Genomic DNA, 20,579 nt, shown 5'->3' with positions numbered 1-20,579 from the left:
CGAGTAGTACTAATAATCCGTAAGCTTATGTACATCCCTTTTCCTCCCGAGCAATCGGGAGGAGAGAACTTTCTATAAAAAGTGCCGTTTCTTTATCTCAGTATGTTAAGATATCAGCTCGACGCAGAGCGGTTGATAGTTGATGGTTGGCAGTTGATGGAAACACGAACAACCAAGAACCAGCAACAAACAACCAAAAACCTTAAGGTGGTTATTGCGGCGGGGCTCACCTCTTCCCATCCCGAACAGAGAAGTTAAGCCCGCCTGCGCAGATGGTACTGCATCATTGTGGGAGAGTATGTCGTCGCCTTTCTTTTGGAAACCCTGTCCATATCGGACGGGGTTTTCTGTTTTATGCCCGTTTGCGCTTCTTCCCCCGAAGCATCGCCCCATCCGGATTCGCTGATGCGCCGGCGACGGGGGCGGGATCCTTTTGCGGGAGGCCCGGGGCGCTTCCTTCCGTCCAAAAAGATCTTCAGCAAAGATGCGATGCCATAATGATTATTGTATTAATTGATCTAAACGAAGTCCTTTTGTTTGTTAAGATTTATCTTCTCTATTTTGTTAAATTAAAGTCAATATTAAGTTTTAAATTAGTCTTGACTAGCCTTTTTAAATGTGAATCAGTATTTTTGTTTTTAAATAATATAATTTAAAGTATGAAAAAAACTATTGTATTGTTGGCATTGTTTGTGATCGCAAATTTGAATGCTCAACAGCGCCCTAAGTTGGTTGTAGGTATTGTTGTCGATCAGATGAAAATGGAATATTTATATCGTTTTTCAGATGATTTTACACAAAATGGCTTTAAGAGATTGATGAATGAAGGATTTACTTTTCAAAATATGCATTATAACTATATGCCAACTTATACTGCTCCTGGTCATGCTTCAATCTATACTGGCACTACACCAGCGACACACGGAATTGTTGGTAACGAATGGTTCAGTAGAACTTTAGGTAAAGAAACATATTGTACAGATGATGCCGGTGTAAAAACTGTTGGAGACGGAACTGCGGAAGAAGGTGCGATGTCTCCTAAAAATCTTCAAAGTACTACTATTACAGATGAAGTTAGAATGGCAACTAATTTTAACGGTAAGGTAATCGGAATGAGTTTAAAAGATCGTGGTGCAATCTTACCTGCGGGACATTTTGCTAATTGGGCTTTTTGGTACAGTAAAACGGGTTCATTTATTTCAAGTACTTTTTATGGAGATAAATTACCAGAATGGGTTACGGAATTCAATAATGAGAAAAATTACTTAAAATACATCAATAAAGGTTGGGATTTATATAAGCCAGCTTCTACATATAACGAAAGCTTGCCAGACAACAATCCATATGAAGGCAAATTATATGGAAGTACAGCGCCTGTTTTTCCGTATGATTTGAAAACAATGTATGAGAAAAACGATGCAGGTGTTATAAGAGCAACTCCGTTTGGGAATGATCTTTTGGCTGAATTTGCAAAACGTGCAATTGAAAAAGAGGAATTAGGAAAAGACAACATCACAGATTTCTTGACTGTAAGTTTTTCTTCAACTGATTACGTGGGCCATTTACTTGGACCTCGTTCGATGGAACTTCAAGATACTTATTTAAGATTGGATCAGACTATTGCTGATTTCTTAGCTTATTTGGATAAAACTGTTGGTAAAGGAAATTATCTTTTATTCTTAACTGCAGATCATGCTGGTGCTGAAAATGTAATTTATTTAAAGGACCGTAAATATAATGTAGATAATTATCCGTCGAAAGATGTTCGTAAAAATCTTCAAGATTTTTCAGTTAAGACTTTTGGAGTTGATTTATTACTAAACTATTCTAATTTTAATATTTTCTTCAATAAACAAATTATTAAAGATAAAGGTTTAGAGTTGGCTAAAGTAAAACAAGCTTTTAAAGAATTTTTGATTGCTCAGCCACAAGTTAAAAGAGTTTATACTGAAGAAGAAATCCTTGCTAACAGTGGAAATGATTATTATTTAAACTTTGTAGCAAAAGGTTATGATGTCACTCAGGATGGAGATATGGTTGTTATAAACAAACCAGGTGATATCGAATATTCGCCTACAGGAACTTCTCATGGTACACCGTATAGTTATGATACGCATGTTCCTGCTATATTTTTTGGATGGCAAATTAAGAAAGGAGAATCCTATGATAAAAAAGCCATTACTGAAATTGCTCCAACAATAGCGCAAAAAATAAAAGTTACTTTCCCTAATGGAACGGAAGCAAAAGTGATGCAGGAAGTTTTAGATTCGAAAAAAGAAGTTTCGGATACTAAAACGAAAAAATAAAATTTGATATCATTTCGAATTATATATAAAAGCCTATCATCTGATGGGCTTTTTTCTTTGCATAAAAAAGGCCTTTCAATAAAGAAAAGCCTTTTTAAGTAGTGTTTAGTAAGCACTTATTTTAATGTTAGCACTATGCGTTTGCTAACACTAATTCTTCGTTAAAAGGAAGATTCCAAGCTTCAGCAACTCCTTTGTAAAGGATTTTTCCATTAGCTACGTTTAATCCTTTTTTCAATTCTTCATTTTCAGCACAAGCTTTTTCCCATCCTTTGTTTGCTAATTGTAATGCGTAAGGTAAAGTTGCATTAGTCAAAGCTAAAGTTGATGTATAAGGAACTGCTCCTGGCATATTAGCCACACAGTAGTGAACAATATCGTCAATAATGAAGGTTGGGTTTTCGTGAGTTGTTGGAGTACAAGTTTCAATACAACCTCCTTGGTCAACAGCTACGTCAACAACAACTGTTCCTGGACGCATTAATTTAAGCATATCACGTGTAATCAAGTGAGGCGCTTTTGCTCCTGGAATTAAAACAGCTCCAACGATCAAGTCAGCATCTTTAATTGCTTTAGTAATGTTGTAGTGGTTTGACATTTCTGTATTTACGTTTGCGGGCATAATATCGTCTAATTGACGTAAACGTGGCAAGCTTAAATCCATGATAGTAACTTGCGCACCTAAACCTGCAGCCATCTTAGCAGCTTGAGTTCCTACGATTCCTCCGCCTAAAACTAATACTTTAGCTGGTGGCACACCTGGAACACCACCTAAAAGAATTCCTCTTCCTTTTAATGGTTTTTCAAGATATTTTGCTCCTTGTTGAATAGCCATACGACCTGCAACTTCAGACATTGGAACTAATAATGGTAAACTTCTGTCTGTTTTTTCAACTGTTTCGTATGCTAAACAAACAGCGCCTTTTTCAAGCATTGCATGAGTTAATTCTTCTGATGAAGCAAAGTGGAAATAAGTAAATAATAATTGATCTTTTTTGATCAAAGGATATTCAGATGCAATTGGTTCTTTTACTTTGATAATCATTTCTGCAATAGCATAAACTTCTTCAATAGTTCCTAAAACTACTGCGCCAGCAGTTGCATATTCCTCATCACTAAATCCGCTTCCTAAACCTGCAGTCGATTGTACATAAACAACATGTCCGTGTTTTTTCATTTCAGAAACACCTGCTGGAGTTAATGCTACACGGTTTTCATTGTTTTTAATTTCTTTTGGAACACCTATTATCATAATTGTTGTATTTTTTGTTTTTTCTAGAATTTGTTTTACAAAGCTACAGATAGAGAATATATTATGGATAAACGATGTATAAATAAGAAAATATTATTTTAATTAGTATTTTTACAGAAATATTTTCTGTTTTAAGGCTTTTTAATTTCCTTAAAAAGAAAAAATGACTAAACTCGATTAATTTTAGAAAACGTTTTCGTTATGGTTTTAGATGAAATTGACAAAAAAATCCTACGTCTTTTACAAGAAAATGCGCACTATACGCTTAAAGACATTGCAAACAAAATAAATTTGTCTCTTACACCTGTTCATGATCGTGTTAAACGTCTTGAAAAAGAGGGGGTTATAGAGAAATATGTTTCAATTTTAAATAAGAAAAAACTCGGAAATAATCTTACCGTTTACTGTCAAGTAACTTTAACAAAACAAACTTATGATACTTCTGAAGGATTTAATCAAGCAATTTTAGAAATGCCTGAAGTTGTGGAATGTAATTATGTTTCTGGAAATTTTGATTATATGCTTAAAATTATCATTCCGGATATGGAAAGTTATCATCATTTTCATCAAAAGAAATTATCGGTTTTGCCTGAAGTTTCCTTGATCAATACTGTTTTTGTAATTTCCGAAGTAAAAAGTACAACAGTTCTTCCTATTTAAAAAAAAGCCGTCAAGAAAACTTGGCGGCTTTTCGAAATAGTTGGTTTTGGTTTTATATTAATAGTAAGTAAAACGTCTCACTTTTGCAATGTATTTTGCAAGACGAATTACCTGATGGCTATAGCCATATTCGTTATCGTACCAAATATAAAGTACAATGTTTTTTCCATCTTTTGAAACAATTGTAGCATTGCTGTCATAAATTGAAGGGGCAGAAGTTCCAACAATATCGGACGATACTAACTCATTGTTCAAAGAATATTTTATTTGCTCTACCAATTCTCCTTCAAGAGCATATTTTTTCATGATTTTATTTACTGCCGGAATTGAAGTTGCTTTTTTAACTTCTAAATTCAGCACAACTAAAGAACCATTTGGAACAGGAACACGAATAGCATTTGAAGTCAATTTTCCTTCTAATGATGGCAATGCTTTTGCAACAGCACTTCCTGCGCCTGTTTCAGTAATAACCATATTTAAAGCAGCAGCTCTTCCACGACGATATTTTCGGTGCATATTGTCAACCAAGTTTTGGTCGTTTGTATAGGCATGAATAGTTTCTAAATGCCCTTTTACAACTCCCAAAGTATCTTCAACAGCTTTTAAAACCGGTGTGATTGCATTTGTTGTGCAAGATGCCGCCGAGAAAATATCAATTTCGTCAGGATTAAAATCATTATGATTTACACCATGAACAATATTTGGGACCCCTTTTCCAGGAGCTGTCAATAAAACTTTGCTGGTTCCTTTTGAAGTCAAATGTCTTTTTAAAGCTTCTTCCGTAGTGTAAACTCCAGTGTTGTCGATAACTAATGCGTCGTTGATTCCGTATTGCGTATAATCAATTTCTTCTGGTGTATTTGCAGTTATAATATGAACTGTTGTTCCGTTGATAATTAAGGCGTTATTTTTTGGATCGGCAGTAACTGATCCTTGAAAATCTCCGTGAATGGAATCATATCGCAATAGAGAAGCTCGTTTCTCTAAACTTGATGCATCATTTTTATCACGAGTAACAATTGCTCTCAAACGCAACTGATTTCCTTTTCCGGTTTTTGACATTAGCTCTCTTGCTAATAAACGTCCAATTCTTCCGAACCCGTATAAGACAACATCTTTTGGCTGAATTTCTTCTGAAGATTTAGCTTTTTTTAATTTATCCATTACAAAATATCTTGCATCAGGATATTTTTCATCTTCTAGGCGATATTCGTAAGTTAATTTTCCTAAATCAATTTTTGCAGGCGGTAAATCTAATGATAAAACGACTTTTGCGATTTCAACCGAATCAAAAATGGTAATGGGCTTGCCAACAAATTCTCCAGCATATTGATGCAGATTGATAATATCGCTGACATTTTGATCCAATAATTGATTTTTGAATAAAACCATTTCGATGGATTTGTCATACCATAAATCACTTATAACTTTGATTAATTCGACACCAGCTCTTCTTCGGTCGACTTGTAATGATACCTCTTTTTGGTACAAGGATTTTTTGCTCATAATTGATTAAATTGAAAAAATAAAATGCTCACTATTTTAAAATTTGGCGCAAAAGTATCTATTTCAATCGATTTCGTAAACTATTTTAGCATTTATTTTTGAAAATAAAAAAGCCACCTTAAATTTTTTAAGATGGCTTTTTTTTGAAGTTTTCAGTCTTGGTTTACAGTTTTCCTTTCTTGACTGAGATTGTTAATGTAAACTATGACTTAAATTATAATTCTGAAAATTTCTCCGTTTCTGTTGATCATTTCGATTCTCACGCTTTGTCCTTCGTCTTTTTTGCTTAACAGTTTTGAAACCGTTTCAACATTTGTCGCTTTTACATTATCAATACTTAAAATGATACTTCCTTGTAATTCATTTTCGTATTGCTTTAAATTTTCATTTGTAATGTTTTTAATCTTAACGCCATAATCAATTCTGAATTTCTTTTTATCAGTGGCATCTATATTCTCCAATTCCATTCCTTTAAATTCGGCACTATAAAACTCATTTTTACTTAAAGTTACAGGAACTGTTTTGGTTTTTCCGTCTTTTATGTAAGTTACTTTTACAACATCATTTGGTCTTTTTGTGTTGATATAGCCTGAAAGATCAGCATAAGTTGAGATATTTTGTTCGTCTAATTTTACGATGATATCTCCTTTAGCAAGACCAGCTTTTTCAGCACCTGAATTTTTTGAGACTCTGTTGATATAAAAACCTTGAGTTTCTGGTATTCCTAATTCTTTAGAAGCGCTACTATTAAGCTCACCACCTTCAACTCCAAGAATTCCTCTTTGAACATTTCCATATTCCATAATGTCCTCAATAATTTTTCTGGCAATATTAGAAGGAACTGCAAAAGAATATCCAACGTAAGACCCTGTCATTGAGGAGATCATAGTGTTAATTCCAATTAATTCACCGCGAGCATTTACTAACGCTCCACCGCTATTTCCTGGATTTACTGCAGCATCGGTTTGAATAAAGGATTGAATGCCACTTTGGTCTAAATTTCTGGCTTTCGCCGAAACAATTCCCGCAGTTACGGTCGAAGTCAAATTATATGGATTTCCAACTGCTAAAACCCATTCGCCAACTTTAACATTGTCAGAGTTTGCAAAGGCGGTATAAGGAAGTTTCTCGTCTGCATTGATTTTCAAAAGAGCAATATCCATTTTTGAATCGGTACCAATTAGTTTTGCTTTGTATGATTTTTTATTGTTCAAAGTAATTTCAATTTCTGTCGCGTCTTTAATTACGTGATTATTGGTCACAATATATCCGTCCTCAGAAATAATTACACCTGATCCAGTACCAACTTGTTCTTGTTGCTGTTGTCCGCCATATCCATAGAAAAACTCAAGCATTGGGTTTGTTACAGTTCTTCTAGAAACATTTTTTACGTGTACAACAGTATGTATTGTTTTATCTGCGGCTTCAGTAAAATCTAGTGTTTCAGCTCCTAAGCCAACATTTTTTCCATAAGAGTTAGGGGCAAGAGTTACAACAGAATTTCCTTTGCCAAAAAAAGAATTGTTGCTTTCAAATAATAACTTGTAAGCACCAAGAGTAATAGCACCACTAAGTAATGATACTAAAAATAAGGCTGAAAATCTTTTCATATTAGAATTTGTAGTTAAGTTATTAGAATTAGTTTCATGTTTTATTAACGTAAATTTACTTCAAAAAATTATTTGGAAAAATGGTTTAACGCTCTTTAACAATGATTAACATTTCATTAATTAATAGTTCGTACTTTTGTATTTCTAACGACAAAAAAATGCAAATAGAATTTTATAAATATCAAGGTACAGGGAACGATTTTGTGATGATTGACAATCGTTCAAATTTTTTTCCAAAAGAAGACATTCAGTTAATCGAACGCTTGTGCGACAGACGATTTGGTATTGGAGCAGACGGACTTATATTGCTAGAAAACGATTCTGAAACCGATTTCAGAATGGTTTATTACAACTCAGACGGGAACGAAAGTTCAATGTGTGGCAATGGTGGTCGTTGTTTGGTAGCTTTTGCAAATCAGCTTGGAGTAATAAACGACAAAACTACTTTTATTGCTACTGACGGATTGCATCACGCTTCTGTAAATAATGATTCGATTGTTTCATTACAAATGATTGATGTTGACGAAATTCAAAAACACGATTCTCATACTTTTTTAAATACAGGTTCTCCTCATCATGTTCAAATTGTCGAGAATTTGGAACAATATAATGTGAAAGAAAACGGCGCAGCAATTCGTTACGGAGCATTATATGGAGAAAAAGGAAGCAACATCAATTTCGTTAAAAAGATTGACAATGATACTTTCGCTCTTCGTACTTATGAAAGAGGTGTTGAAGATGAAACTTTGGCATGCGGAACCGGCGCTACTGCAGTTGCTATTGCTATGAATGCAATCGGGCAAACAGATAAAACTTCAATCAATTTGAATGTTGAAGGTGGAAAACTTGTGGTTTCATTTGATAAATTAGGAGAGCATTTTTCAAATGTCTTTTTGACTGGACCTGCAAAATTCGTTTTTAAAGGAACAATTGAGATTTAATTGGAAAATAAGATTGAAAATATTGAATCAAAATAATTTGTTATTAGATGAAATTATTTCCGTTTTTTAATAAAATCAATCGTAGAGCTGGATTCAAATGTGAATGCTGTGGAGTAATTTATGATGAAATTCCTCTTTGCTTTGGAAATGATAAGCCAGACTACTATTTTTCTATTCCATGTGAAGAAAGAGACGAAAGAATTGAACTTAAAGAAAGTTTATGTGTTGTTGATAAAAAGCATTTCTTTCATAGAGGTAGATTAATAATTCCAATTATAGATCATAAGGAAGATTTGATTTTTAATGTCTGGACTTCAATTAGCGAAGATAATTTTTGCGAAAGAATGGATTTTTGGGAGGATGCAGGCCGTATTAATAATGGACCTTATTTTGGATGGTTGCAAACTCATGTTCCAAGTTATGGAGACACTCTCAATATTAAATCAATTGCAATTGAAAAAGGTTTAGGAATAATTCCTCAGATTAAAATTATTGAAGAAAATCACCAGTTAAAACTCGATCAAGAATTTGGTATCACTTACAAGAAAGCATTAAATATTGTTAGTGAGATTTTAAGAAAAGAACACCAAAAGACTAATTCATAATGATAACCTTAATAGGCGAAAATATTTATTTACGTGCATTAGAACCTAATGATTTGGAGTTCGTGTATGAAATGGAAAACGATCAGAGCATTTGGGAGGTCAGTAATACCAATACACCTTATAGCCGTTATTTGATTCGGCAATATCTTGAAAATGCGCAACAAGATATTTATGAAGCAAAACAATTGCGTTTAGCAATTTGTCAAGATGAAGATTTTCCTGCGATTGGATTGATTGATTTATTCGAGTTTGATCCAAAAAATAATAGAGCGGGGATAGGCATTGTGATCAAAAGTAATGAATATAGAAATCAAAATATTGGTTCTGAGGCATTAGAGTTGCTGATTAAATATTCTTTTCATAATTTAAATCTGCATCAGCTTTATGCAAATATTAATGTAGGAAATGTAGCTAGTATAGCTCTTTTTACTAAATTTGGTTTTGAGAAAATAGGAATTAAAAAAGATTGGATTTTGCTGAATAACCACTATCAAGACGAAGCAATTTTCCAATTAATTAACAAACAAATTTAAATTTTTAAACTTTGAGCTTAAAAAAAATCATCACGATAACTGCCGTAGCTGTAATTTCTGTATTATTGATTTACGGATTCATTTTAATTAGCCGAATTTTTAGTTCCAATACTAAATTTGAAGAAAAAGAACTTTACGTTCATGTACCAACGGGTGCAAACTACACCGACGTAAAAAAAATATTAGAACCTTATATCAAGAATTTTGACAATTTTGAATTGGTTGCCAGTAAAAGAGGTTATCCAGAAAATGTAAAATCTGGTCGTTTTTTACTTAAAAGTGGTATGAATAATATTGATTTGGTTCGTGCAATGCGTTCAAATGTTCCAGTTAAATTGGCTTTTAATAATCAAGAGCGTTTGGAAAATTTTGCAGGAAGAGTAGGTTCAGAAATTGAAGCAGACAGTACATCTTTATTAAAAGCGATAAAAGATTCAACTTTTATGGCCCAAAACGGATTTAATGAAGACAATGTATTTGCAATGTTTATTCCAAATACATATGAAATTTATTGGAATACTTCAGCAGAGAAATTCCGTGACAAAATGATCAAGGAATACCACAAATTCTGGACTGCTGAAAGAATTGAGAAAGCAAAAAAACAAGGTTTGACTCCAGTTCAAGCAACGATTTTAGCTTCAATTGTGCACAAAGAATCAGTTAAAAAAGACGAAAGACCTCGTATTGCAGGTGTTTATTTGAATCGTTTACGTTTAGAAATGCCTTTACAAGCAGATCCGACTGTAATCTATGCATTGAAATTAAGAGATAATAATTTTGATCAAGTTATTAAGAGGGTTTTTTACAACGATTTGATAATGAGATCTCCATATAATACTTATGTAAATAAAGGACTTCCTCCAGGGCCAATCGCAATGCCTGATATTACAGCTTTAGATGCAGTTTTAAACCCAGAGAAGAACGATTATATTTATTTCTGTGCTAGCGTTGATCGTTTTGGATATCACGAGTTTGCGGCGACATTAGCAGAACATAATGTAAATGCAAAAAAATATTCTGACTGGATCGCAAGTCAAGGTGTCACGAGATAAAAAATCATTTCTATAAAATGAGCTAGAACCGATGCAAAAATGCATCGGTTTTTTTTATGTTTTATTGATAGAATTACGTATTAAAAAGAAGGTTTTTTCTTATCTATTTCTATGCTTAAAAAGAGTTTTTTTAACCGTCGAAAGCAATTTTATATTCAAAAAAACGGAAAATCTTTCATTTTTGTAGTGTTTATCTTGTAAATTTTTGCTTAATTTTTAAAATAGAGATTGGATTTATGGTAATAAATTCTAAAATACTATAAGTTTTATCTTATAAAATTAACTATTTTGATAAAAAAGTGATAAAAATGACGTTTTTAGGATTTTTATTTTGATGGTATTTTCAAGCTTTTTGATTTTTGCCGAATCTCTCGAAAAGTGCATAGTTAAAGGGGTTTCGAAAGATTTTAAAATCCTGTAAAACTCGTAAAGTGCTGATTTACTGAGTTGTTTTGTATTGCTTATCTTTGCATCGTAGAAATTTCAAAAAGGTGACAGCGTTTTGAAGAAAAACATTTTATGATAAAGAAGTGGTATTTTTATGCGAGTTTAGTCGTTATTATTACATTTTTAAGTTTGGGTTTTAGGCCCTTCAAAGTAGAAACCGAACCTTGGTTTTTAACAGAAAAAACGGATGGAACCGAATACATGTTTCCATCGCAAGAAAAGGATGATTATCCTAATTTAAACTTCCCATACACAGGAAATCATTTTATAGGTTTTAAAGAAGCAGTCGCTTTCAAAGAATCTCAAGGAAAATACCGATTGGTTAATTCACTTGGTTACATGGGAAAATATCAATTTGGTGCTGAAGCTCTTAGAGCAATTGGTATTAAAAACAACAAAGCCTTTTTAAAAAATCCTGCCTTACAAGAAAAAGCTTTTATCGCGTTATTATCCAAAAACAAATGGATTTTGCGTTATGAAATCGAAAAGTATGAAGGTAAAGTGATTAACGGAATTGAAATTACGGAATCCGGAATTTTAGCAGCAGCCCATCTTGGTGGTGCTGGTTCAGTAAAAAACTTTTTTAAGAATAAAGGAAATAGGCATTTTAGAGATGCTTACGGTACTTCATTAAAAAGTTATATGAAAGACTTTGCAGGTTATGATCTTTCTTATATTGTGGCAGACAGTAATGCAACAATACAGAAGATCTAAGAAAAAAGCATAAAAAATCCCGAATTCAATTCGGGATTTTTTATGCTTTTTAGTCAATTAAAATTTCTAGAATTTGAATTGCAGCTTCACTGATTTTGGTTCCAGGCCCAAAAATTGCTACAGCACCAGCGTCAAATAAATATTGATAGTCCTGCACCGGAATTACACCGCCTACAATCACCATTATATCTTCGCGTCCGTGTTTTTTCAATTCTTCAATAACTTGGGGAACTAATGTTTTATGTCCCGCAGCTAATGAAGAAACTCCCAAAATATGAACATCATTTTCAACGGCTTGTTTTGCAGCTTCAGCAGGTGTTTGAAAAAGCGGACCTATATCAACATCAAAACCAACATCGGCATAACCAGTTGCCACAACTTTTGCACCGCGGTCGTGACCATCTTGTCCCATTTTTGCAATCATAATTCTAGGACGTCTTCCTTCTTGTTTTGCAAAAGCATCAGCTAATTGTTTTGCTTTTTCAAAATTCTCGTCGTTTTTTATTGCTGCACTATACACACCGCTAAAGGATTTAATTTGCGCCTTAAATCTGCCAAAGACACTTTCCAGAGCATCGCTGATTTCGCCTAATGTTGCTCTTTCACGAGCGGCTTCAATTGCGATTTCTAACAAGTTTCCTTCGCCAGTTTTGGCACAAAGAATTAATTTTTCCAGTGATTGATTTACTTTTTCAGTATTTCGTTTTGCTTTTATTTCTGTAAGTCTGTCAATTTGCTGTTTACGAACCATTTGGTTGTCAACATCCAATATATGTAACGGATCTTCTTTTTCTAATCTAAATTTGTTTACGCCTACAATAATGTCTTGTCCGCTGTCTATTCGGGCTTGTTTTCTTGCAGCAGCTTCTTCAATTCTGAGTTTTGGTATTCCAGCTTCAATCGCTTTTGTCATTCCGCCTAATTCTTCAACTTCCTGAATTAGTTTCCAAGTACTTTCCAGAATTTCATTGGTCAAGCTTTCAACGTAATAACTTCCTGCCCAAGGATCGACCGTTTTGGTAATTTTTGTTTCTTCCTGTAGAAAGATTTGTGTATTACGTGCAATTCTAGCTGAAAAATCTGTTGGAAGTGCAATTGCTTCATCTAATGCATTGGTATGCAAAGATTGCGTTCCTCCAAAAGCTGCGGCAGTCGCTTCAATACAAGTTCTTGCAACATTGTTGAAAGGATCCTGTTCTGTTAAACTCCAACCACTGGTTTGGCAATGTGTTCTAAGTGCTAATGATTTGTCGCTTTTTGGGTTAAATTGTTGTAGTAATTTTGCCCAAATCATTCGGCCAGCTCTCATTTTGGCGATTTCCATAAAATGATTCATTCCTATTGCCCAAAAGAAAGAAAGGCGAGGAGCAAAGTCGTCAATTGTCATTCCAGTTGATAATCCTGTTCTGATATATTCTAAACCATCTGCTAGAGTATAAGCCAATTCAATATCGGCAGTTGCTCCGGCTTCTTGCATATGGTATCCAGAAATTGATATGGAATTGAATTTTGGCATTTTTTTGCTCGTAAATTCAAAAATATCAGCGATAATTTTCATCGAAGGAGTTGGTGGATAAATATAAGTATTACGCACCATAAATTCCTTCAAAATATCATTCTGAATAGTTCCTGATAATTTATTTAGAGCGACACCTTGTTCTTCAGCGGCAACAATGTAAAAAGCCATAATTGGTAAAACGGCACCGTTCATGGTCATTGACACTGACATTTCATCTAATGGAATTTGGTCAAATAATACTTTCATATCTTCGACAGAATCAATGGCAACTCCCGCTTTTCCAACATCGCCCACTACGCGCTCGTGATCTGAATCATAACCACGGTGTGTTGGCAAATCAAAAGCAATTGAAAGCCCTTTTTGTCCCGCAGCAAGATTTCTTCTGTAAAAAGCGTTACTTTCTTCTGCGGTCGAAAATCCTGCATATTGACGAATGGTCCAAGGACGTCTTACGTACATTGTTGCATAAGGCCCACGCAAATTTGGTGCAAAACCTGCTCCGAAATCAAGAAATTCTAAATCTTCAATATCTTTTTCAGAATATCTTTTTTTGACTTGAATTCCCTCGGCAGTTGTAAAAAACTCAAAATTAGAATCAACATCTAACTTCTCACTTTTTACGTCTAACTTTATATGTTTAAGGTCTTTTCTTATCATAGACACTTTTTCTTTTTTTAATTAATTACAATTGAAAACTATTCTAATTCCAGTCTTTCCTGTTCCAATTTCTCTGCTAATCTTTTTTCAATTATAGGCGTAATTAATGTTTTTCTTGGCTTGATTTTTACAAAAGGAAACAATTCTAAATCGTGTTTCATTTTGTCTTCTTTGTTTGGATATTTATTAGTTCCGAGTAAAATTTCTTTTTTAGCATCAAATAAGTCTTGCTCTTTTGTCGCGCTTTCCTGAATTTTCTTTTTGATTGTTCCGTCGTTCAAAAGTTTTAAGAATCCTCCATTGGCTTCAATATCTTTAAAAAGTGCTAAGCTTTTTTCAGCCAATTGCATTGTCAAACTTTCGATATAATAACTTCCATCAGCAGGATTATCCACTTTATCGAAATAGCTTTCGTGTTTTAAAACCAATAATTGATTGCGGGCAATTCGATCACCGAATTCATTGTCTTTATGATATAATGCATCATAAGGCAAATTAGCAACTGCATCAGCACCGCCTAAAATTGCCGACATACATTCTGTCGTAGTTCTAAGCATATTGACATTATAATCGTAAATGGTTTTGTTTCGCTTGGTTGGCGTTACTACTAAATGACAATCTAAATCTGGATTATATTCTTGAGCAATTAATTTGAAAAGCATTCGCAAAGCACGCAATTTTGCAATTTCAAAAAAGTAATTGGTTCCAACTGATATTTGAAAAACTATTGGTTTGGTTAAACTCGGAAAACGGTTTAAATATTCGTTTGCATGCGCTAAACTATAGGCAATTTGCTGTGTGATATTGGCTCCGGCATTTTGGTATAAACCAGCATCAATACTTATAAGTGAAAGATTTGTTGCTTCTTTTGAAATCTTTTCAATTGTTTCAAAATTAGTTTTATCCGAAGTTGCAAACCAGTTTCCTTCTCTTGCTAAATGGCCAATTGGGTCTAAATTGCAATAAAAAATAGCTTTTTTAGCAACCGCAATTTTGTCTAATTGTTTTACGAAATCGATTGAGAGAAAAGTCAAATTAAAGTAAACGATTTTGTTCTCTAAAGGAAGATTTTCCAATAAAGTTTTGATGTCGATATTTTCGTTTTGAATGGTAAAACGTAAACTTTCTGCTCCTCTTTCAAGCGTATTATTTGCTCTTTTAATTGATTTTTCAATATCGTGAACAAAAATATTTTGGCAGATTTTAAAATCAGAAGCATGAGTTTCAACCGAGGCCGATTTTGTAAACTCATCGATATGGTAAAAAGGCTTCACCTGAATATCTTCTGGAGAATTCCAAATTACAGTTCCGTTATAATCTGCTCCATCTAATTCAAACTGAATTTTTTGTTTCCATTGTTTGGATGAAATCGGATTAAAATCGTCGAATAGGTTAGTGGTCATTATTTTTCTGATTATTCTTGTTCTTGAATGGTATCTCCTTCAAAGTGGATGATGTAAATATCTTCGCTGTCTTTTTTCATAAAGTACTTTTCGCGAGCATATTTTTCTATTTGTTCAGGATTTTTAAGTTGCTTGATCTGTTCCTGATCTTTTTTTATTTCGTCCTGATAATATTTTTTATTGTCTTTCAATTCGTTGATTTGTTCATCAAGAAAACGATGGTCAAAATAAGAGTAATTGTCTAAAAACAACATCCATACAATGAAAAACAGCAAGACCCAAACGTATTTGTTTCCAAGGTATTTGAACCATTTTTTGTCTTTGTATGGATTTTTAAATTTCATTTTAAACGAATATTTCTGTTGAATTTGATTCTTGTCTCTAGCCCCGATGGAGCCGATATCCTTTTTTATGGCTTTTTCTGCCATAAAAAAGATAAAGGCGAGAGCGGGAAAAAGCTCCTAATTTTTATGGACTAAATTTACAATAAAAATTATGAAATTCGCTGATTAATTACGGCGCGAACTACATCAATTGCTACTGTATTGTATTTGTCGTTTGGAATAATAATATCTGCAAAAGCTTTTGATGGCTCGATAAATTGCTCATGCATAGGTTTTAAAGTGTTTTGGTAACGATTTAAAACTTCGTCAATATCACGTCCTCTTTCTGAAATATCTCTTTTTAAACGACGAATTAATCTTTCGTCAGAATCAGCGTGAACAAAGATTTTGATGTCAAACATATCACGAAGTTCAGGATTTGTTAAAATCAAGATTCCTTCCACGATCATTACTTTTCTTGGATGTGTCGAAACGGTATCGTCAGTTCTGTTATGTTGAATGAAAGAATAAACTGGTTGGTCAATAGTTTCGCCCGCTTTTAAAGCTTTCAAATGTTTTACCAATAATTCAAAATCAATTGCACGCGGGTGATCAAAATTGATTAATGCTCTTTCGTCAAATGACAAATTATCAGTTTGTTTATAGTACGAATCCTGAGAAATTACGCCAACTTCTGTGTCTGGTAATTCGTTCATGATTTGGTGTACTACTGTTGTTTTTCCACTTCCTGTTCCTCCTGCAAGTCCAATAATGAGCATAAAATTGTTTGTTATAATTTGTTTCGCAAAAATAATAATTTAACTGAATCGCTAAACATTTAATGTCATTTAACCATATAAGTAATATAAGTAAATTTAAGCTAGAAAATATTTAAACAAAATGGTACTTAACTGAATTTATATTGCTTATATGATGAAATCGATGAAAAATATTCTCTATTTAAAACATGAAATAGAATAATTTTAAACCATATAAGTAATATAAGTTCATTTAAAAAGGTTTCGCAAAACTTATAATCTCTTAGATGTACTTATATAGTTTAAAAACAAAAAAATCCCGAAAGCAAACCTTCGGGATTTCGTGCAATCAGTATAGTTTAAAAAAATATTCTGAATTTAGTAAGCACTTGTAATTATTTATTCTTTTTTGCTTTTATCATCATTTCAAGCTGATCCCAAAGTTCTTCTGGAATTGCTTCTAATAAGTTGAATTGTCCAGCACCTTTTAGCCATTCGCCTCCGTCAATTGTAATTACATCTCCGTTCACGTAAGCTGAAAAATCAGAAACTAAGTAAGCTGCTAAATTGGCCAATTCTTGATGATCACCAACGCGTTTTAAAGGTACTTTTTTAGCCATGTCAAATTTCTCTGAAAGATCTCCAGGTAATAATCTGTCCCAAGCTCCTTTTGTCGGGAATGGGCCCGGAGCAATGGCGTTTGAGCGGATTCCGTATTTTGCCCATTCTACAGCAAGACTTCTTGTCATAGCCAAAACTCCTGCTTTTGCTGTAGCACTAGGGACAACATAAGCCGATCCTGTCCAAGCATAAGTGGTAACAATATTCAAAATCGTTGCTGATGTTTGTTTGGTGTCGATCCAGTGTTTTCCAAAAGCTAGTGTACAGTTTTTAGAACCTTTTAATACGATATCGATAACTGTATCAAATGCATTGGCAGATAAACGCTCTGTTGGCGAAATGAAATTTCCAGCCGCATTGTTTAAAAGAACATCCACTTTTCCGAAAACTTTTAAAGTTTCCTGAAGCATATTTTCTACTTCTTCATAATGGCGAACATCGCATTGAAGCGGTAAACATTTTCCGCCCGTTTCGCTTTCTAATTCTGAAGCCGTTGTTTTTAATTTTTCTAAATCTCTTGAAGTAATCGCTACCTGAGCGCCTAATTCTAAGAAATATTTTGTCATTGCTTTTCCTAAACCGCTTCCGCCCCCAGTAACTACAATGACTTTGCCTTTCAAGGCATCATCGCGCAACATTTTATCTGTATAGCTCATACTTTTCTTTTTTTACAATATTAATTAAAAAAATAGGATGCACGCATAATATTGTTATAAAATTTTGATAAACTTTATATTTCGCACAGTTTTTTTGCGGCAGCTTCTAAAGTGAAATTGTCTTTGGCAAAACAAAAACGTATTAATTTTTGATCTTTGTGATCAGAATAAAAAGTCGAAATTGGAATGGCGGCAACACCATGATTGATAATGAGGTTTTTGCAGAAAGTTACATCATCTTCATTTGAAATATCGGCATACGATGCTACTTGAAAATAAGTTCCTTCGCAAGGTTTTAATTCAAAACGACTGTTTTGAAGTAGTTTCTGAAAGTAATCTCTTTTTTCTTGGTAGAATTTCCCAAGAAGATTCACATCTACAACATCTAAATATTCGCTGATCGCAAATTGAGAAATGCTATTTACGCTGAAAACCAAAAACTGATGCACTTTTTTGATTTCTTTCATTAAATGTTCCGGCGCAATGGTGTAGCCAATTTTCCAACCAGTAATATGAAACGATTTTCCAAAAGAAGAAACCATTACGCAGCGATCTAAAAGAAAGTCTTTCGTATGTGCCGAAATATGTTTTTCTTCAAAAGTGATGTATTCGTAGACTTCGTCAGATAAAATAATAATCTCAGGATATTTTTCAAGAAGATTTTTTAGCTGAACAAAATCATTTTCGGTCAAAATCTTACCAGTAGGATTATGTGGATTATTGATAATCATCATTCTGGTTTTAGCAGAACAAGCTTTTTCAATTCTTTCCCAATTTGGAGTATAATCGTCGTTTAAAGCTACTCGAACAGGTTTTGCCTTGCAAAGCAAAACGGGAGATTCATAAGAATCATAACTCGGATCGAGAATAACTACTTCATCATTTTCTCTTACCAAAGCCAAAATAGTAGTAAAAATTCCTTGTGTAGCTCCGGCGGTAACTAAAAGTTCTGTGTCTGGATTGATTGTTCTATTATGAGAACTTAGGGTTAATTTCGCAATTTTATTCATCAAAGGCGGATAACCGGCCATTGGTGTATATTGATGAACATTTTCTTTTGATAGTCGGGCAACAATATCCGTAAGTTTTTCATCGACAGGAAAATTTGGAAATCCCTGCGAAAGATTTATAGCATTATATTCGGTTGCCATTTTTGACATTACCGTAAAAATGCTTGTGGTTATGTTTGGAAGTTTACTCATGATAAAGTTTGATTTGGGGGAAACTTGTGAGTGAATATAGAAGAATCTAAAAGATTATTTCATGATTATTGGCAGAGAATATAAAACTCTTATTTTTTTACCATTATGTTCTCCAGGATTCCATTTTGGGCAACTTTTTAAGACACGAATTGCTTCGGCTCCTGTATTATAACCAGCGTCTCTAAGAATTTTTATGTCAGTTAACGAACCGTCTTTTTCAACGACAAATGTTATGTAGATTTTCTTTCCTGTTATGTTTTTTGCTCCTTCGGGTGTTTTAAAATTGCTGTCTACAAATTGATAAAACTTATCCATTCCTCCAGGAAAATCAGGTTTTACATCGATACCTGCTGCATTATAAACGACATTGTCTTCATTTGTATTGGTTGAAGATGAATATACAGGTTCGTCTATCGTTATTATTGCATCAGCTGTACCGTTTTGGGTTTTAACGGCTGGTTCTGAACTTTTTGTTTTAGAGTTCTGTGTATTGCTTTGTGAAAATATATTTTGTGCCGAACAAATTAAAATTAGTAATAAAATCTTTTTCATAGTGGTTTGGTTAGTTAGTTTACATTTTATGAATAATAAAAATCGCAGGACGTTTGTCAATATCAATTTTTAATTTTTTCCAATCAGAAACTTTCATGGTTTTGATGAATTCTGTTGGCAAGGTAATATCTGCTGCAATACAAAGATGTGTTGACGGATTCAAAATTTGCAAAAGATCTTCAATCAGTTTGTTGTTTCTGTATGGCGTTTCAATAAACAGTTGCGATTGGTTTTTATCATAAGATAATTTCTCAAAATGACGAATTGCCGATTTTTTCTCGTCTTTGTCAATTGGCAAATAACCATTAAATGTAAAACTTTGGCCGTTCATTCCGGAAGCCATCATCGCCAATAGGATAGAAGAAGGCCCAACTAAAGGCACAACCTGAATTCCTTTTTCATGTGCCAATTTTACAATCGCAGCGCCCGGATCAGCAACGCCCGGACATCCGGCTTCGCTCATTAATCCCATGTTTGTTCCTTCTAATAAAGGTTTGATGAAATCTAAATGCTCGCTGGTTTCGGTTCTTTTGTTTAAGGTGAAAAGAACTAATTCTGATTGTTTTTTTTCTGGGTAAACTGCTTTTATAGATTTTCTGGCAGTTTTGTCGTTTTCAACAATATAATGGTCAATAACTTCTATTGTTCTTCTAACCGTTTGAGGTAAAACATCCATCGGATCGCTTTCGCCCATTGTAGTTGGAATTAAATAAAGTTTTCCTAGAAGTTTCATGTGTATTTATTTAAAATTAAAAAATTCAATTATCTCTATTTTAGAAACAATTGAATTAGGAGTGTTTTTTTAGAAGTTGGTCAGCAATTAGGTCTGTTGCTTCATCCAGCATTTGATAAACGTTGTCAAAACCATTTGCAGAACCATAATATGGATCTGGAACATCTACATTTTCGCCTGGAAATATTTCGTTTAGAATCAAACGAACTTTGTTTTTGTGTTCTGGAGTTTTTGCTAAATGTACAACATCTCGAAAATTTGAATTATCCATTACATAAATATAATCGAAATCTTCAAAATCAGAAACTTGAATTTGTCTTCCTTTTTGCGCACTGATGTTGATTCCGTTTTTTAAGGCAACCTCGATGGAGCGTTTGTCTGGACAATGTCCAATATGCCAAGAACCTGTTCCAGCAGAATCTACAAAGAATTTGTCTTGAGGTAATTTTGAAGCCAAAATACCTTCTGCTAATGGGGATCTACAAATGTTCCCCAAACAAACCATCAAGATTTTTACTGGCATGGTGCG

The 20,579-nt window shown here is 33.6% G+C and carries 19 protein-coding genes and 1 rRNA gene; 8 read left to right on the top strand and 12 right to left on the bottom strand.

What is annotated here, in order from left to right; genetic code table 11:
- Positions 1-203: 203 nt before the first annotated feature.
- Together rrf and pafA are read left to right on the top strand one after the other, a co-directional pair.
- Positions 204-313 (top strand): 5S ribosomal RNA (gene rrf, locus AAYQ19_RS08990).
- 346 nt (positions 314-659) lie between these two features.
- Complete coding sequence (pafA, locus tag AAYQ19_RS08985; protein WP_343535898.1) at positions 660-2,306, top strand: alkaline phosphatase PafA; 1,647 nt, start codon at positions 660-662, stop codon at positions 2,304-2,306.
- Between the two features lie 133 nt (positions 2,307-2,439).
- Here the strand turns inward: pafA and ald are convergent, their stop codons facing one another.
- Complete coding sequence (gene ald / locus AAYQ19_RS08980) at positions 2,440-3,558, bottom strand: alanine dehydrogenase (protein ID WP_343535897.1); 1,119 nt, start codon at positions 3,556-3,558, stop codon at positions 2,440-2,442.
- Between the two features lie 201 nt (positions 3,559-3,759).
- Between ald and AAYQ19_RS08975 the strand changes: the two genes are divergently transcribed.
- Positions 3,760-4,218 carry an Lrp/AsnC family transcriptional regulator gene (locus AAYQ19_RS08975; RefSeq protein ID WP_343535896.1) on the top strand — a complete coding sequence of 153 codons (459 nt, stop codon included), beginning with the start codon at positions 3,760-3,762 and terminating at the stop codon, positions 4,216-4,218.
- 57 nt (positions 4,219-4,275) lie between these two features.
- Here the strand turns inward: AAYQ19_RS08975 and AAYQ19_RS08970 are convergent, their stop codons facing one another.
- Together AAYQ19_RS08970 and AAYQ19_RS08965 are read right to left on the bottom strand one after the other, a co-directional pair.
- A complete protein-coding gene (locus tag AAYQ19_RS08970; protein ID WP_343535895.1) occupies positions 4,276-5,724 on the bottom strand; it encodes a glyceraldehyde-3-phosphate dehydrogenase in 1,449 nt (482 codons plus the stop codon).
- A gap of 209 nt (positions 5,725-5,933) precedes the next feature.
- Positions 5,934-7,334, bottom strand: a complete 1,401-nt coding sequence (locus AAYQ19_RS08965; RefSeq protein WP_343535894.1) for a Do family serine endopeptidase — start codon at positions 7,332-7,334, stop codon at positions 5,934-5,936.
- 158 nt (positions 7,335-7,492) lie between these two features.
- Between AAYQ19_RS08965 and dapF the strand changes: the two genes are divergently transcribed.
- The 5 genes from dapF to AAYQ19_RS08940 all read left to right on the top strand — a co-directional run bounded on the left by dapF (position 7,493) and on the right by AAYQ19_RS08940 (position 11,626).
- Positions 7,493-8,275, top strand: coding sequence for a diaminopimelate epimerase (dapF, locus tag AAYQ19_RS08960; RefSeq protein ID WP_343535893.1), 783 nt, complete (start codon positions 7,493-7,495; stop codon positions 8,273-8,275).
- Positions 8,276-8,322: 47 nt separating this feature from the next.
- A complete protein-coding gene (locus tag AAYQ19_RS08955) occupies positions 8,323-8,880 on the top strand; it encodes a DUF2199 domain-containing protein (RefSeq protein ID WP_343535892.1) in 558 nt (185 codons plus the stop codon).
- The gene (locus AAYQ19_RS08950; RefSeq protein ID WP_343535891.1) at positions 8,880-9,413 is read left to right on the top strand and encodes a GNAT family N-acetyltransferase; all 534 of its coding nucleotides are present in this window, start codon (positions 8,880-8,882) and stop codon (positions 9,411-9,413) included. The genes AAYQ19_RS08955 and AAYQ19_RS08950 overlap by 1 nt, the downstream gene beginning before the upstream one ends.
- Before the next feature lie 11 nt (positions 9,414-9,424).
- A complete protein-coding gene (mltG, locus tag AAYQ19_RS08945) occupies positions 9,425-10,465 on the top strand; it encodes an endolytic transglycosylase MltG (RefSeq protein ID WP_343535890.1) in 1,041 nt (346 codons plus the stop codon).
- Positions 10,466-10,984: 519 nt separating this feature from the next.
- Positions 10,985-11,626 (top strand): peptidoglycan-binding protein LysM, encoded by a 642-nt coding sequence (locus AAYQ19_RS08940; RefSeq protein ID WP_343535889.1) that lies wholly within the window; start codon positions 10,985-10,987, stop codon positions 11,624-11,626.
- Positions 11,627-11,675: 49 nt separating this feature from the next.
- Here AAYQ19_RS08940 and scpA read toward each other — a convergent pair whose 3' ends face one another.
- From scpA to AAYQ19_RS08895, 9 genes are all read right to left on the bottom strand, one after another.
- Entirely contained in the window at positions 11,676-13,802 is a 2,127-nt protein-coding gene (gene scpA / locus AAYQ19_RS08935) for a methylmalonyl-CoA mutase (RefSeq protein ID WP_343535888.1), read from the bottom strand.
- Positions 13,803-13,840: 38 nt separating this feature from the next.
- The gene (locus AAYQ19_RS08930; protein ID WP_343535887.1) at positions 13,841-15,205 is read right to left on the bottom strand and encodes a methylmalonyl-CoA mutase subunit beta; all 1,365 of its coding nucleotides are present in this window, start codon (positions 15,203-15,205) and stop codon (positions 13,841-13,843) included.
- An 11-nt stretch (positions 15,206-15,216) separates the two neighbouring features.
- A complete protein-coding gene (locus AAYQ19_RS08925; protein WP_343535886.1) occupies positions 15,217-15,549 on the bottom strand; it encodes an FtsB family cell division protein in 333 nt (110 codons plus the stop codon).
- A 149-nt stretch (positions 15,550-15,698) separates the two neighbouring features.
- On the bottom strand, positions 15,699-16,307 hold the full coding sequence (gene udk / locus AAYQ19_RS08920) for a uridine kinase (RefSeq protein WP_343535885.1): 609 nt from the start codon (positions 16,305-16,307) through the stop codon (positions 15,699-15,701).
- Positions 16,308-16,681: 374 nt separating this feature from the next.
- Positions 16,682-17,563, bottom strand: a complete 882-nt coding sequence (locus AAYQ19_RS08915; protein ID WP_026727944.1) for an SDR family oxidoreductase — start codon at positions 17,561-17,563, stop codon at positions 16,682-16,684.
- 74 nt (positions 17,564-17,637) lie between these two features.
- Positions 17,638-18,765 carry a methionine aminotransferase gene (locus AAYQ19_RS08910; RefSeq protein WP_343535884.1) on the bottom strand — a complete coding sequence of 376 codons (1,128 nt, stop codon included), beginning with the start codon at positions 18,763-18,765 and terminating at the stop codon, positions 17,638-17,640.
- Between the two features lie 54 nt (positions 18,766-18,819).
- Entirely contained in the window at positions 18,820-19,317 is a 498-nt protein-coding gene (locus AAYQ19_RS08905; protein WP_343535883.1) for an energy transducer TonB, read from the bottom strand.
- A 19-nt stretch (positions 19,318-19,336) separates the two neighbouring features.
- Positions 19,337-20,050, bottom strand: coding sequence for an SAM-dependent methyltransferase (locus AAYQ19_RS08900; RefSeq protein ID WP_343535882.1), 714 nt, complete (start codon positions 20,048-20,050; stop codon positions 19,337-19,339).
- A 55-nt stretch (positions 20,051-20,105) separates the two neighbouring features.
- A complete protein-coding gene (locus tag AAYQ19_RS08895) occupies positions 20,106-20,573 on the bottom strand; it encodes a low molecular weight protein-tyrosine-phosphatase (protein ID WP_343535881.1) in 468 nt (155 codons plus the stop codon).
- Between the last annotated feature and the right edge of the window lie 6 nt (positions 20,574-20,579).

The sequence above is a fragment of the Flavobacterium mesophilum genome, assembly GCF_039581405.1.
Lineage (GTDB): Bacteria > Bacteroidota > Bacteroidia > Flavobacteriales > Flavobacteriaceae > Flavobacterium.
Note: the sequence above shows the minus strand (reverse complement) of the source record. Positions and strands in the feature narration are given on the sequence as shown.